Here is a 14,785-nt window from a genome sequence, read left to right as displayed (position 1 = left end):
GGAACGGCCAACCGACGTATAGTCTGTCCGGGCTTGCTTCTTCAATCATGAGGGCTGGGTGACCCGCCCCTTAATGGTTGTAATTAGTTAAGCGCTTTATCGTTAGGCTCTTTGAACAGGGCTTTCATGTCGTCAGAAAGCTCAAAGTTCAGGTTAAGGTTTTTCGGTGGGATCGGGTTTTTAAACCATTTATCAAACCACTTCTCTGCGTCGCCTGAGGTCTGTGCTTTGGCGATGGTCTCGTCTACCAGCTTTTTGAAAGACTCGTCGCCTTTACGCAGCATGCAGCCATAGGCTTCTTTGGACTGCGGCGTGCCGACGATTTCCCAGTTGTCCGGTTTCTTCGCCTTCGCGCGCTCGCCAGCCAGCAGGGCGTCATCCATCATAAACGCCACCGCGCGGCCGCTTTCCAGGGTACGGAAGGAGTCGCCGTGATCTTTGGCGCTGATGATGCGCATGTCCATTTTCTTCTCGTCGTTCAGCTTATGCAGCAGCACTTCTGACGTCGTGCCGGAAGTTACAACGACCGCTTTGCCTTTCAGATCCGGGAAATCTTTAATCGGGCCGCCTTTTTTCACTAGCAGGCGAGTACCTACGACGAAAATGGTGTCAGAGAAAGCCGCCTGTTTCTGGCGCTCCAGGTTGTTGGTGGTGGAGCCACACTCGAAATCAAAGGTGCCGTTTTGCAGCAGCGGGATACGGTTCTGCGAGGTAATCGGGATCATTTTGACCTGCAGATCCGGCTTGTTGAGCTGTTTCTTCACGGCTTCAACGATAGCGTTGGAATAATCCTGCGAATAGCCGACCACTTTTTGCTGGTTGTCGTAATAGGAGAAAGGAACTGAGGATTCGCGATGGCCGACAACAATAACGCCGTTCGCTTTGATTTTATCCAGCGTGCTTTGACCGCCGCTTGCGTCTTCCGCATGGGCCAGACCTGCGCTCAGACCCATTACCAGCATTGCTGCGGTCAGTTTACGTAACTGCATATCCAACTCCTTTATCGCGGCGCCAGAAACGCCATTGATACCCAATTGTGAATGTGTGTTGTTATATCCTGCCGTCCCGCCAGCAGCGTTAGTACCGTGTTGGTACCATTTAGCCTGGCTGGATGTAAATAATTTGCTGTGAATTTGTTTATTTTTGCGAAGCGCGCCGCACCAATGAGAGGCAAAAATGCGGTGTTGCACTAAAGTGGTGCCGCAAAAGATCGCTGCTGGTGCACATCACGCGCCTGCGCCGCCCGACAGGGCGTTTCAGCTAAATCATTGGGTTAACTAAAGCAAAGGGTGTGCCAGAAAAGGAAAAGGCCAGCATAGCTGACCTTTTTAGGGGAAATGGAGCGGTAATTTACGAACGTCTGTGTCTGCCGAGGCTCATCAGCACGGAGACGAAACCGCCCAGCGCAACGATTATCCAGATAATCGCGTTGCCAAAACGGGCATACGGCGTCAGCCCGCTGGTGGGCGTAACGGAGGCATTTAACACCTCGCGGGTGAACTGCGGGATGATCGACTGAACATTACCGTTAGCGTCAATAACCGCCGTCACGCCGTTATTGGTGCTGCGCAGCAGCGGACGCGCCAGCTCCAGCGCACGCATACGCGCCATCTGAAAGTGCTGCCACGGACCGATAGAGTGGCCAAACCACGCGTCGTTCGAGATAGTCAGCAGGAAATCGGTATCCGGGCGGAAGTTATCACGAACCTGTTCGCCGAGAATAATTTCGTAGCAGATCGCCGCCGTGAGCTTCATGCCGTGCGCCTGTAACTGCGGCTGCATATACGGGCCGCGGCTGAAAGAGGACATCGGCAGATCGAAGAACGGCGCGAGCGGGCGCAGAATCGATTCCAGCGGCACGAACTCGCCAAACGGCACCAGATGGTTTTTATGGTAGCGGTTGGCGGAGTTGTAGCTGTATGGCGTACCGGCACCGAGCGTAATGATGGTGTTGTAGGTGTCGTAACGGTTTTTCTCGTTAAGACGCGCATCCACCACGCCGGTAATCAGCGTCGCGTCGTTATCGCGAAGCACAGTGTCCAGATCGTGCAGGAACGGTTGCTGATTGCTCTCTAAATCGGGAATGGCGGATTCCGGCCAGATAATCAACCCGGCTTTACCGAGCTGCTCGCGCGTGGCGTTAAAGTAAATCCGCAGCGTGTTCATCAACTCGCGCTCATCCCATTTCATCGACTGCGGAATATTGCCCTGCACCAGCGCGACGTTTATCGCGCGTTCGGCATGCGGCTGATACCACTGGATATAGCGCAGCGGGAAGGGCAGCGCGAACAGCACGAGCGCGCAGACGGCAGGCTTCCAGGCGCGATGCTCGATCGCCAGCACCAGCAGGCCGCTCACTGCCATCAGTAAAAAGGTGATGGCTTCAACGCCCATCACTGGCGCCAGGCCTTTCAGCGGGCCGTCTATCTGGCTGTAGCCAAACTGCAGCCACGGGAAGCCGGTCAGCACCCAGCCGCGTAAAAACTCGGTGAGATGCCAGACGACTGGCGCGGCAATCGCCAGGCGCAGCCAGCTGGTTTTCGGCCACAGGCGCGAGAGGACGCCTGCGAAAAGACCGGTATAGAGCGACAGATACGCGGCAAGCAGGACGACCAGCGCCACGTTGACCGGCCCCGGCATGCCGCCGAACTGGGCGATGCTGACATAGACCCAGTTCACGCCGCTGCCAAACAGGCCAAGCCCCCAGAGGAAACCAATCCAGGCGCTTTGCATCGGGCGACGGTTAAGCGTAAGCCCCTGTAAGCCCATCAGCGAAATAAGGGCGGCGGGCCAGAAATCGTAAGGGGAAAAGGCCAGCGTTCCGCTGGCACCAAAAAGCAGCGCCAGCAGCAGACGCACGCGCTGGCGTTCAATCATTAAGGCAAGAGCCATTCCATTAGTCTTCCAGTTTAGGCTGCGGCGAGTTTTCCGGCATTCTGACGTGGACCTGGATAATACGACGGCTGTCCGCCATGGCAACTTTAAACTGGTAACCATCGATGTCGATGGTTTCTCCGCGCGCAGGCAGATGACCGAATGCCTGCATCACCAGACCGCCGATGGTGTCGACTTCTTCATCGCTGAACTGGGTGCCGAAGGTATCGTTAAAATCTTCAATGGAAGCCAGCGCGCGCACGGTCCAGGTGTGGCGGCTGAGCTGACGGAAATCGATATCTTCTTCGTCGTCGTATTCATCTTCGATTTCGCCGACGATGAGCTCAAGAATATCTTCGATAGTCACAAGCCCGGATACGCCGCCGAATTCATCAATCACGATAGCCATGTGATAACGCTGTGAGCGGAACTCTTTCAGCATCCGGTCAACCCGTTTGCTTTCCGGCACGACAACCGCCGGGCGCAGCACTTTATCCATACTGAAGGCTTCGGCATCGCTGCGCATAAACGGCAGCAGATCCTTGGCCATCAGGATCCCTTCAATGTGATCTTTGTCTTCGCTAATCACCGGGAAACGTGAATGCGCCGATTCGATAATGACGTCAAGACATTCATCAAGGCTCTGGTTGCGTTTCAGGGTGACCATTTGAGAGCGGGGGATCATGATGTCGCGCACGCGCTGGTCGGCGATATCCATTACCCCTTCAAGCATGTCGCGCGTATCCTGGTCGATAAGCTCGTTCTGCTCGGAATCACGGATAAGCTCTAGCAGTTCGTCACGGTTTTTGGGTTCACCGTGGAACAGCTGGCTTAAGAGGAGGGAGAAAAATCCCTTTTTGTTAAGTGAGTCGCTACTGTGTGAGTTGTCGTCGCTCATGGCGTTAATTCAGGGTTCTCATGTTGGTTTATGTCTCGCTCGTGGCGGAAAACTCACGCCACGGCGGTAGAAATCACTGGCGGCAGCGGGCTGCCGCACAGATTACGCTTTCTCGGCAATGTACGGATCGTCAAAGCCCAGGGCAAGCATTATCTCGGTTTCGATGCCTTCCATCTCTTCGGCTTCGTCATCCTCGATATGGTCATAGCCCAGAAGATGCAGACTGCCGTGCACCACCATATGCGCCCAGTGGGCTTCCAGCGGCTTTTCCTGTTCGCGCGCTTCGCGCTCGACCACCTGACGACAGATAATCAGATCGCCAAGCAGCGGCATGTCGATGCCAGGCGGCGCTTCGAACGGGAACGACAGCACGTTGGTGGGTTTGTCCATACCGCGATAAGTCAGGTTTAAATCATGGCTTTCCGCTTCATCCACCAGACGTACCGTGACTTCTGATTCTTCCTGAAACTGCGGCACAACGGCATTCAGCCATGTCTGAAACTGCGCCTCGTCCGGTAACCCGGTGGTGTCTTCGCAGGCCACCTGCAAATCAAGGATCACCTGACTCATTTACTCTCCTGCGCGCCCGCGGCCAGCGCCTGGGCTTCACGTTTACGTTCCGCGGCCTGTTCGGCTTTGCGTTTCTGGTCAGCCTCTTCCCACGCTTCATAGGCGGTGACGATGCGTGCGACGACCGGATGGCGCACCACGTCTTCGCTGTGGAAGAAGTTAAAGCTGATCTCTTCGACTTCCGAAAGTACCTCAATGGCGTGACGCAGGCCGGATTTCAGGTTTCGCGGCAGGTCAATCTGCGTGACGTCGCCGGTGATCACCGCTTTGGAGTTAAAGCCGATACGGGTCAGGAACATTTTCATCTGTTCGATGGTGGTGTTCTGGCTCTCATCGAGAATAATGAACGCGTCGTTAAGCGTACGGCCGCGCATGTAAGCCAGCGGTGCGACTTCAATGACGTTGCGCTCCATCAGCTTTTCCACACGCTCAAAGCCGAGCATCTCAAAAAGTGCGTCATACAGCGGGCGCAGGTACGGGTCCACTTTCTGGCTGAGATCGCCTGGCAGGAAGCCGAGTTTTTCACCGGCTTCCACGGCCGGACGGGTCAGCAGAATACGGCGAATTTCCTGGCGCTCCAGCGCGTCCACGGCGGCCGCGACCGCAAGATACGTTTTACCCGTACCGGCAGGGCCGATACCGAAGGTGATGTCGTGATCGAGAATATTCGCGATGTACTGCGCCTGGTTTGGCGTGCGTGGTTTAATCACGCCGCGTTTGGTCTTGATATTGACCGCTTTGCCGTACTCCGGCACGCTTTCGGCGCTCTGCTCCAGCACGCGAAATTCTTTAATGGCCAGATGAATTTGCTCCGGCTCGATCTCTTTGATTTCGCCGCGCATCGGGGCGGTATCGACGTACAGATGGCGCAGAATATCCGCCGCCGCGCTGACGCAAATCGTGCGGCCGGTCAGTTTAAAATGGTTGTCGCGACGGGCGATTTCGATGCCGAGGCGGCGCTCAAGCTGTTTGATGTTGTCATCAAAGGGTCCACAGAGGCTAAGCAGACGGGCATTGTCTGCCGGTTCCAGCGTAAATTCACGAGTTTCGATATTCAAACTTGTCCTCTTGGTCACTCAGGGCCAGTTAAGGTGAATAAAAATGCCTGCTGATTTTCACAGGGCCTGAGAGAAATTATTCACGGCGAGGGAAAAAGGCGCAAGCGACAACCCGGATATTTGGGTGACGCCTTCAGAATACAAGCACGGATGGTGTAAAAATAAGCGTATGCCGCGCCAGGGCGGCATACGTGAGAGAACGGATTATGGCTGGAAAATCCCGACGCCGAGTTCGTTTTCTTTGCGGGTGCGGGCGATGATCGATTCCGGCGATTCCACCACGCGCAGGCCCATCTCGTCTTCGGTGCGGATAACCTTGCCGCGCAGCGAATTCGGGAACACTTCCGTGATTTCCACATCGACGAATTTACCCACCATATCCGGCGAGCCCTCGAAGTTCACCACGCGGTTGTTTTCGGTACGCCCGGAAAGCTCCATGATGCTCTTACGCGACGTGCCTTCCACCAGAATGCGTTGGGTCGTGCCGAGCATACGGCGGCTCCACGCCATCGCTTGCTGGTTGATGCGCTCCTGAAGGATGTACAGACGCTGTTTTTTCTCCTCTTCCGGCACGTCATCCACCATGTCGGCGGCAGGCGTACCCGGACGCGCGGAGAAAATAAAGCTGTAGCTCATGTCGAAATTCACCTCGGCAATCAGCTTCATGGTCTGTTCGAAATCCTGTTGGGTTTCGCCAGGGAAGCCGACGATGAAGTCGGAGCTAATCTGAATATCCGGACGCGCGGCGCGCAGCTTGCGGATAATGGCTTTATATTCCAGCGCCGTGTGGGTGCGTCCCATCATGTTCAGCACGCGGTCGGAGCCGCTCTGTACCGGCAGATGCAGGAAGCTCACCAGCTCCGGCGTGTCGCGATAGACTTCAATGATGTCATCGGTGAATTCAATCGGGTGGCTGGTGGTGAAGCGGATGCGGTCAATACCGTCAATCGCCGCGACCAGACGCAGCAGATCGGCAAACGTGCCGGTGGTGCCGTCGTAGTTTTCGCCGCGCCAGGCGTTCACGTTCTGGCCAAGCAGGTTAACTTCACGCACACCCTGGGCGGCGAGCTGGGCGATTTCCAGCACGATGTCATCGCTCGGACGGCTCACTTCTTCACCGCGGGTATACGGAACCACGCAGTAGGTGCAGTATTTATTGCAGCCTTCCATGATGGAAACGAACGCCGTCGGGCCTTCCGCGCGCGGCTCAGGCAGGCGATCGAATTTTTCGATTTCCGGGAAGCTGATGTCCACAACCGGGCTGCGCGTGCCTTTCACCTGGTTGATCATTTCCGGCAGGCGGTGCAGGGTCTGAGGCCCGAAAATGATGTCAACGTAGCGGGCGCGATCGCGAATATGGTCACCTTCCTGAGACGCTACACAGCCGCCCACGCCGATAATCACATCCGGGTTCTTTTCCTTTAACGTTTTCCAGCGACCTAACTGATGGAAAACCTTCTCCTGTGCCTTCTCGCGGATTGAGCAGGTATTCAGCAGCAGAATATCTGCTTCTTCCGCCACGTCGGTCAGCGTAAAGCCGTGCGTGGTTTCCAGCAGATCGGCCATCTTCGATGAATCGTATTCATTCATCTGACAGCCCCAGGTTTTGATATGGAGTTTTTTTGTCATTGACTTGCCATTGCTCAGTTAAAGCCACTCATTTTGGCCGCGTATTGTAATGCTTTGACGGGTTCGTGACCAGTGGCGAGGCAAAGACGTCAGGCGGCGAAAAATCCGGTAAACTGAAGGGAGATTGCTTAAGGATGAAATGACCATGACAAATCAACCAATTGAAGTCGTCGTTGTCGGCGGGGGCATGGTGGGTGCCGCCGCCGCGCTTGGGCTTGCGCAAAATGGCTTTCAGGTCGCCGTCGTGGAACATGCCGCGCCGCCGCCGTTTTCACCGCAAAACCCGCCGGATGTGCGGATCTCGTCGATCAGTTGCGCGTCGGTGGATCTGCTGCGCGGGCTGGGCGTCTGGCAGCGCGTGCTTGAGATGCGCGCGCATCCTTATCGCCGCCTCGAAACCTGGGAGTGGAACGAGGCGCGGGTTGAATTCAGCGCCGATGAACTGCAACTGCCGGAGCTGGGCTATATGGTAGAAAACAGCGTGCTGCAACGCGCGCTGTGGGAGGCGCTGGAGGCGCATCCGGCGGCGCAACTGCTGTGCCCGGCGACGCTCACGCAGATGACGCCGTCGCAAAACGGGTATCAGCTCTCGCTTACTAATGGCGACACCTTACAGGCGCGCCTGGTGATCGGTGCGGACGGTGCCAGCTCGCAGGTGCGTAAATGGGCAGGCATCGGCGTTAACGCCTGGCAGTATCAGCAGTCATGCCTGTTGATTAGCGTGGAATGTGACCAGCCGCCCGGCGACAGCACCTGGCAGCACTTTACCCCGAACGGGCCGCATGCGTTTTTACCGTTGTTTGATAACCGTGCGTCGCTCGTCTGGTATGACCGCCCGGCGCGTGTTCGTCAGCTTCAGGCGATGACCATGACGCAGCTTGGCCGTGAAATAGCCGCCGCATTTCCTGCCCGGCTTGGCCGCGTGACGCCGGTCGCCTGCGGCGCGTTTCCACTGGTGCGTCGCCATGCGCTGCGTTATGTGCTGCCGGGCGTCGCGCTGATTGGTGACGCCGCGCATACCATTCATCCGCTGGCGGGGCAGGGGGTGAATCTCGGCTATCGCGATGTGGACGCGCTGCTGAAGGTGGTGATTGATGCCCGCAATGCGGCGGAAGACTGGGCTTCCGGCGCGGTGCTTAAGCGCTATCAGCGTCGTCGTATGCCGGATAACCTGCTGATGCAAAGCGGTATGGATCTGTTCCATGCCGGGTTTACTGCGAAACTGAAACCGCTGCGCGTGCTGCGCAATCTTGGGCTTATCGCCGCCCAGCGCTCAGGCGTGCTGAAACGCCAGGCGCTGCGGTATGCGCTCGGTTTATGACGCCTTAGTTACAACATGCTTTAAGGTGCATTAAGGGTTGATAACCGGGGCGTTGTCGTCGTTGTCGCCTTACAGTGAAAATTTGCTTATTTAAGAAGCCTGCCTGTGCAGGCTTTTTTATGGGGATTGCGTGTCTGAATGGCAACGTGACTTTGTTGCACGTATAGACAGAAACAGGAAACGCACAAAAGAAAAAAGCCTGCGAAAGCAGGCTTTTAAAGAGTGGCTGGGGTGCAGGGATTCGAACCCCGGAATGGCGGAATCAGAATCCGCTGCCTTACCGCTTGGCGACACCCCAACAAAATGTTGGTGCTGAATTGTTAGTTAAAGGAAGAAATAAAGAACCTTTAACCAGCGCGTTTAGCTTCTTGCCAACCGCTTCTTCAAAGTGGCTGGGGTGCAGGGATTCGAACCCCGGAATGGCGGAATCAGAATCCGCTGCCTTACCGCTTGGCGACACCCCAAGAAACTCTTGCGAATTTTACTTCGCGCTATCCCGCATAAAAAATGCAAGACGCTTTAAATATGGTGGCTACGACGGGAATCGAACCTGTGACCCCAGCATTATGAGTGCTGTGCTCTAACCAGCTGAGCTACGTAGCCAAAGTGTACTGCTTTACCAGACATAACGACTGGCTGGGGTACCTGGATTCGAACCAGGGGATGCCGGTATCAAAAACCGGTGCCTTACCGCTTGGCGATACCCCAACGACTGCTGCGTAAAACGCAAAAGTCGAAGAAATATGGCTGGGGTACCTGGATTCGAACCAGGGAATGCCGGTATCAAAAACCGGTGCCTTACCGCTTGGCGATACCCCATCCGTGCAACGCAATTACGAAGTGGTGCGGGAGGCGAGACTTGAACTCGCACACCTTGCGGCGCCAGAACCTAAATCTGGTGCGTCTACCAATTTCGCCACTCCCGCAAAAAAGATGGTGGCTACGACGGGAATCGAACCTGTGACCCCATCATTATGAGTGATGTGCTCTAACCAGCTGAGCTACGTAGCCATCTTTTTTCGCGTTACCTTATCGGCGTTGCGGGGCGCATTATGCGTATTGGGCCTGGAAGCGTCAACACCTTTTTTGGCGAAAATCGACGTAAAGTGACTGTTTGACTAGCTTGCGAACAGCTTGATGCAATATTCGGCGATTCCAGGCGAATTATCCACTAATTCAATAGAAACAGCGTCCCTGGCCGCGCATCTTTACACCCATAAAAAACGGGCCCGAAGGCCCGTTATTCGTTTGGCAGCGCTTACTTGTAAGCAGACTGGTGTACGCCCACCGCGCGGCCTGACGGATCGTTCATGGTTTTAAACGCTTCGTCCCATTCGATGGCTTTCGCAGAAGAGCAGGCGACAGACGGGCCGCCAGGCACGCACTCCGCCGCACTCGGCACCGGGAACAGCTCTTCGAAGATTTCGCGGTAGAGATAGGCTTCTTTCGAGGCTGGCGTATTGTACGGGAAGCGGAAGCGCGCAGTTTCCAGTTGCTGATCGGAAACCTGTTTTGCCGCCACTTCTTTCAGCGTATCAATCCAGCTGTAGCCCACGCCGTCGGAGAACTGTTCTTTCTGACGCCACGCCACGCTCGCCGGCAGATAAGACTCGAAACATTCACGCAGAATATGTTTTTCCATCTTGCCGTTGCCGCACATTTTATCCTGCGGGTTAATGCGCATCGCCACATCAAGGAATTTTTTATCGAGGAACGGCACACGCGCCTCAACGCCCCAGGCTGACATCGCTTTGTTGGCACGCGCGCAGTCAAACATATGCAGCGCCTGCAGCTTGCGAACGGTTTCTTCGTGCAGCTCTTTCGCGTTCGGCGCTTTGTGGAAGTAGAGATAGCCGCCGAACACTTCGTCTGAACCTTCGCCGGAAAGCACCATTTTAATGCCCATCGCTTTGATTTTACGGGACATCAAATACATCGGCGTTGACGCGCGAATCGTGGTCACGTCATAGGTTTCGATGTGGTAAATCACATCGCGGATCGCGTCCAGGCCTTCCTGCACGGTAAAGTGAATTTCATGATGTACTGTGCCGAGATGGTTGGCGACTTCCTGCGCGGCTTTCAGATCCGGTGAACCTTCAAGACCTACGGCAAACGAGTGCAGTTGCGGCCACCAGGCTTCGGAGCGTTCCTGATCTTCCACGCGGCGCGCTGCGAATTTCTTGGTAATGGCCGAAATAATGGAAGAATCGAGACCGCCAGAGAGTAGTACGCCGTAAGGCACGTCAGACATCAGGTGGCTCTTGACCGCATCTTCCAGCGCCTGGCGCAGCTCGGCTTTGTCCGTCACGTTATCTTTTACCGCGTCATACTCAAACCAGTCGCGCTGATAGTACTGGCGAATTTCGCCGTCCTGGCTCCAGAGATAGCTGCCCGCCGGGAACTCTTTAATGGTGCGACACACCGGCACCAGCGATTTCATTTCTGAAGCGACATAAAAGTTGCCGTGCTCATCGTGACCCATATAGAGCGGAATGATGCCGATATGGTCACGGCCAATCAGGTATGCGTCTTTTTCGCTGTCATAGAGCACAAAAGCGAACATGCCCTGCAGTTCGTCCAGAAATTCCGGCCCTTTTTCTTTATACAGCGCCAGGATGACTTCGCAGTCAGAGCCGGTCTGGAACTGGAAACGATCGCCATATTCCGCGCGCAGCGCCTGGTGGTTGTAGATTTCACCGTTAACGGCCAGCACGTGCGTTTTTTCAGTGTTGTAGAGCGGCTGCGCGCCTGCGTTGACGTCCACGATAGAAAGACGCTCATGCGCGAGAATGGCTTTGTCGCTGGCGAACACGCCGGACCAGTCCGGGCCGCGGTGGCGCATCAGGCGCGACAGCTCAAGCGCTTTTTTACGCAGTTCGACCGCGTCGGTTTTGATATCCAGCACACCAAAAATAGAACACATAGAGAACTCCGTTAACCCTGGCGGTAATGTTGTGTTGTCTGTCTGCGAGGCGTTGCGGTTTATGCAATTTTTTCGCTTCGGCCTCTGTCGTTGTTTAAGAAAATGCCGCAAAGCGTGCAGGTTGTGCAAGCGTTTTAGCGTTCAAACCATAAATAGTTCAATGAGCGTTAGCGATAATTTAAAAATGGTCAGTAAAGCAGGGCGGTTTTTAGCGAATCGGCAAAAAAAGAGCACTTTTATTAAACGAGGGGTTTGTCGGAAGGGCAAAAAAAACGGCCATCGTTAATGGCCGTCAGGTTCAGATTACGTCGATTTCAGCGACGGAGGGGTAGATCCAGCTTGGCCGGAACGGCATGGCGTCGATGTCATTTATCGTCGATACGCCCGACAGCACCAGAATCGTCTCCAGGCCTGCCTGGAAACCGGCCAGAATATCGGTGCGCAGGTTATCGCCGACGATTACGGTATGTTCGGAGTGGGCCTGCATTTTGTTGAGCGCTGCGCGGATTATCCAGGGGCTTGGCTTGCCGACATAAAACGGCTTACGCCCGGAAATTTTCTCAATGCCCGCACACAGCGCGCCGCAGGCCGGATAAAAACCGCGCCCGTGGGTGTCCGGGTTAGTGGCGATAAAGCGCGCGCCATTGGCGACGAAAAAGGCGGCCTTATGCATCATCTCCCAGTTATAGGAGCGGGTTTCGCCCACGATAACGAAATCGGGATTGATATCGGTAATGGTAAAGCCCGCTTTATAAAGTTCGTGAATTAATGCCCCTTCGCCGACGACATAGGCCTTTTTACCTTCCTGACGACGCAGAAAATCGGCGGTGGCCATCGCGGAGGTGTAAAACACGCTGTCCGGCACGTCGATCCCGGCAGAGGCAAAGCGGTTGGCCAGATCCTGGCCCGTCTGTGACGGGTAGTTGGTCAGCAGAACCAGCGGAAACCCTTTCTCAAGAATGCGGGTCAGAAATTCGCTGGCACCGGGCACCGCAACGTTATCGTGCATCAGCACGCCATCGATATCGCAAATTACGTTCTGAATGGTCATGGACTACTCTGGCTCAGGGAACAGAAAGGCGTAACTATAGCGCAAATCGCTACAGTCACTCGTTAACTTTCCAGCAAACGCTGTAATAACAATCCGTTAAGCATGGCGCGTTTTACCAGGGCAAACGCGCCGATAGCCGAGCGGTGATCGAGTTGCGAAGGCACGACCGGCAGATTTTTACGAAATGCTTTCAGCGATTGCGTGTTGATACAGCTTTCGATAGCGGGCAGCAGCACTTTCTGCGCTTCAACGATTTCACCGGCGATCACCACTTTTTGTGGGTTAAACAGGTTGATAGCGATAGCGATAGTTTTACCGAGCTGACGACCGACGCGCTCGATAACTTCGCAGGCCAGCGCATCGCCCCGGTTCGCGGCTTTGCAAATCGCTTTGATATTGCACTCATCGGGCGTCAGGCGGCTCTGATAGCCCTGTTCAAGCAGCTGGCGCACGCGCTGTTCAATCGCAGCGTTTGCGGCGACGGTTTCAAGGCACCCGAAATTGCCGCAGTGGCAGCGCTCGCCCAACGGATCGACCTGAATATGACCAATCTCGCCGACGTTGCCGTTACGGCCAATGAATATGCGGCCGTTCGAGATAATGCCCGCGCCGGTGCCGCGGTGAACGCGCACCAGAATGGAATCTTCACAGTCGCGCGTTGCACCGAAATAGTGCTCCGCCAGTGCCAGGCTGCGAATATCGTGCCCCACAAAACAGGCGACGTTAAAACGCTTTTGCAGCGCGTCCACCAGCGGCCAGTTTTCCACATTAATGTGCGGCATATAGCGAATAACGCCGCTTTCCGGATCGACCAGACCCGGTAGGATCACCGACACGGCGATAAGCTCGCGGATTTTACGCTGCCAGGTGTCGATAAACTGCGCAATGGTGTTCAGGAGTGCATGTTCCAGCGTTTCCTGGGTGCGTTCGGGCAGCGGAAAATGTTCTTCGGCCAGCACTTTACTGCTGAGATCGAACAGCGTCAGCGTGGCATCATGGCGGCCAAGGCGCACGCCAACGGCCTGAAAATGCCGGGTTTCGGTAACGATGGAGATTGCGCGGCGGCCTCCTGTCGAGGCCTGCTGATCGACTTCTTTAATCAGACCGCGCTCAATAAGCTGGCGGGTAATTTTGGTGACGCTGGCGGGCGCAAGCTGGCTCTGTTCGGCTATCTGAATGCGCGATATCGGTCCCTGCTGGTCGATAAGACGGTAAACCGCCGCGCTGTTAAGCTGTTTTACGAGATCAACGTTGCCAATTTGAGCCTGTCCGCCAGTCGTCATGCCTTTATTTACTCAGTAACGACCTCGTTACCATTAACGATGGTCTTGATGATTTTATAGTCGCGGGTAAAAGCGGTAAGGTTCGCCACTTTGCCCGCTTCAATGCTGCCAAGCCGGTGCGCTACGCCCATGGCGCGAGCCGGATAAAGCGTCGCCATACGCAGCGCTTCGTCCAGCGCGATATTGACATGCTCAACCAGGTTGCGCACGCCTTCGATCATGGTCAGCGCCGAGCCGCTCAGGGTGCCGTTTTCATCCACGCACAGGCCGTTGCGGTAGTATATTGTTTTGCCAGCAAAAATGAACTCATCAATATTGGCACCTGCGGGGGCCGTCGCGTCCGTCACCAGACACAGCTTGTCGCCTTTGACTTTTTTCGCCAGACGCACGTTGGCGAAATCGACATGCAGGCCGTCGGCGATAATGCCGCACCAGACATCCGGCTCGTCAAAAATAGCGCCCGTCAGCCCCGGTTCGCGACCAGTAATATAAGGCATGGCGTTGAACAGATGCGTGGCGAAACGAATACCCGCGCGGAAGCCTTTTTTCGCTTCCTTAAGCGTCGCGTTGGAGTGCCCGGCGGAAACCACAATGCCGGCAGCGGTCAGTTTTTCGATAACGTCCGGCGCGACGCGTTCCGGCGCGAGGGTGATTTTAGTAATGACGTCGGCGTTTTCGCACAGGAAATCGACCAGCTCTGCGTCCGGCTGGCGCACGAAATCCGGGTTATGCGTGCCTTTTTTAACGATATTCAGCCACGGGCCTTCAAGATGCAGGCCCAGCGCCTGGTTCTGGTGACGCGACAGGTATTCGCGCATCACGCGCACGCCCTGTTTCATCAGCGCGTCGCTACAGGTAATGAGTGTTGGCAGATAGCTGGTGCAGCCCGATTTCTCGTTGGCTTTTTGCATGATTTCCAGCGTTTCAATCGATACCGCTTCAGCGGTGTCGTTAAACTGCACGCCGCCGCAGCCGTTTAACTGCACGTCGATAAAACCGGGGGCGATAATGGCGCCGCCCATATCGCGCTGCTCGATGCCTGCCGGCAATTCAGCCAGCGGGCAGAGGCGCTCAATCAGGCCATCGGCGATGATAATCGCGTGGTCATCCAGAATGTCGTGGCCGGTGTAAATCCGGCCGTGGGTTAATGCGTACATAATGCCCCCGGTAACCAGTCC

General features: G+C 55.6%; 11 protein-coding genes and 7 tRNA genes. 1 reads left to right on the top strand and 17 read right to left on the bottom strand.

What is annotated here, in order from left to right:
* Positions 1 to 83 precede the first annotated feature (83 nt).
* The 6 genes from CSK29544_RS19515 to miaB form a co-directional block, all read right to left on the bottom strand.
* Positions 84 to 989 (bottom strand): amino acid ABC transporter substrate-binding protein, encoded by a 906-nt coding sequence (locus CSK29544_RS19515; RefSeq protein ID WP_007900523.1) that lies wholly within the window; start codon positions 987 to 989, stop codon positions 84 to 86.
* A gap of 361 nt (positions 990 to 1,350) precedes the next feature.
* Positions 1,351 to 2,892, bottom strand: coding sequence for an apolipoprotein N-acyltransferase (gene lnt, locus CSK29544_RS19510; RefSeq protein ID WP_029039332.1), 1,542 nt, complete (start codon positions 2,890 to 2,892; stop codon positions 1,351 to 1,353).
* A 4-nt stretch (positions 2,893 to 2,896) separates the two neighbouring features.
* A complete protein-coding gene (corC, locus tag CSK29544_RS19505) occupies positions 2,897 to 3,772 on the bottom strand; it encodes a CNNM family magnesium/cobalt transport protein CorC (protein WP_004387191.1) in 876 nt (291 codons plus the stop codon).
* Positions 3,773 to 3,874: 102 nt separating this feature from the next.
* Complete coding sequence (ybeY, locus tag CSK29544_RS19500; protein WP_007900519.1) at positions 3,875 to 4,342, bottom strand: rRNA maturation RNase YbeY; 468 nt, start codon at positions 4,340 to 4,342, stop codon at positions 3,875 to 3,877.
* The gene (locus CSK29544_RS19495; RefSeq protein WP_004387189.1) at positions 4,339 to 5,400 is read right to left on the bottom strand and encodes a PhoH family protein; all 1,062 of its coding nucleotides are present in this window, start codon (positions 5,398 to 5,400) and stop codon (positions 4,339 to 4,341) included. Before CSK29544_RS19495 ends, ybeY begins: the two co-directional genes overlap by 4 nt.
* A 204-nt stretch (positions 5,401 to 5,604) precedes the next feature.
* The gene (gene miaB, locus CSK29544_RS19490) at positions 5,605 to 7,029 is read right to left on the bottom strand and encodes a tRNA (N6-isopentenyl adenosine(37)-C2)-methylthiotransferase MiaB (RefSeq protein ID WP_004387188.1); all 1,425 of its coding nucleotides are present in this window, start codon (positions 7,027 to 7,029) and stop codon (positions 5,605 to 5,607) included.
* 145 nt (positions 7,030 to 7,174) lie between these two features.
* Here miaB and ubiF point away from each other — a divergent pair, with 145 nt between their 5' ends.
* Entirely contained in the window at positions 7,175 to 8,350 is a 1,176-nt protein-coding gene (gene ubiF, locus CSK29544_RS19485) for a 3-demethoxyubiquinol 3-hydroxylase (RefSeq protein WP_085959012.1), read from the top strand.
* Between the two features lie 223 nt (positions 8,351 to 8,573).
* Here the strand turns inward: ubiF and CSK29544_RS19480 are convergent.
* The 11 genes from CSK29544_RS19480 to nagA form a co-directional block, all read right to left on the bottom strand.
* Positions 8,574 to 8,648 (bottom strand) — tRNA-Gln (locus tag CSK29544_RS19480).
* Positions 8,649 to 8,739: 91 nt separating this feature from the next.
* Positions 8,740 to 8,814, bottom strand: a tRNA-Gln gene (locus CSK29544_RS19475).
* Between the two features lie 62 nt (positions 8,815 to 8,876).
* Positions 8,877 to 8,953 (bottom strand) — tRNA-Met (locus CSK29544_RS19470).
* A 30-nt stretch (positions 8,954 to 8,983) separates the two neighbouring features.
* Positions 8,984 to 9,058, bottom strand: a tRNA-Gln gene (locus CSK29544_RS19465).
* Between the two features lie 36 nt (positions 9,059 to 9,094).
* A tRNA-Gln gene (locus CSK29544_RS19460) sits at positions 9,095 to 9,169 on the bottom strand.
* 22 nt (positions 9,170 to 9,191) lie between these two features.
* A tRNA-Leu gene (locus tag CSK29544_RS19455) sits at positions 9,192 to 9,276 on the bottom strand.
* Positions 9,277 to 9,284: 8 nt separating this feature from the next.
* Positions 9,285 to 9,361: transfer RNA gene (locus CSK29544_RS19450), tRNA-Met, on the bottom strand.
* 247 nt (positions 9,362 to 9,608) lie between these two features.
* Positions 9,609 to 11,273 (bottom strand): asparagine synthase B, encoded by a 1,665-nt coding sequence (gene asnB / locus CSK29544_RS19445; RefSeq protein WP_007900511.1) that lies wholly within the window; start codon positions 11,271 to 11,273, stop codon positions 9,609 to 9,611.
* Between the two features lie 298 nt (positions 11,274 to 11,571).
* A complete protein-coding gene (locus CSK29544_RS19440) occupies positions 11,572 to 12,324 on the bottom strand; it encodes an HAD-IIA family hydrolase (protein ID WP_004387185.1) in 753 nt (250 codons plus the stop codon).
* 62 nt (positions 12,325 to 12,386) lie between these two features.
* On the bottom strand, positions 12,387 to 13,607 hold the full coding sequence (gene nagC / locus CSK29544_RS19435; RefSeq protein WP_004387184.1) for a DNA-binding transcriptional regulator NagC: 1,221 nt from the start codon (positions 13,605 to 13,607) through the stop codon (positions 12,387 to 12,389).
* Between the two features lie 8 nt (positions 13,608 to 13,615).
* Positions 13,616 to 14,764: an N-acetylglucosamine-6-phosphate deacetylase gene (gene nagA / locus CSK29544_RS19430; RefSeq protein WP_029039333.1), complete on the bottom strand. Its 1,149-nt coding sequence runs from the start codon at positions 14,762 to 14,764 to the stop codon at positions 13,616 to 13,618.
* Positions 14,765 to 14,785 lie beyond the last annotated feature (21 nt).

Origin of the sequence: Cronobacter sakazakii, from assembly GCF_000982825.1 — a bacterium.
Taxonomy (GTDB): domain Bacteria; phylum Pseudomonadota; class Gammaproteobacteria; order Enterobacterales; family Enterobacteriaceae; genus Cronobacter; species Cronobacter sakazakii.
Note: the sequence above shows the minus strand (reverse complement) of the source record. Positions and strands in the feature narration are given on the sequence as shown.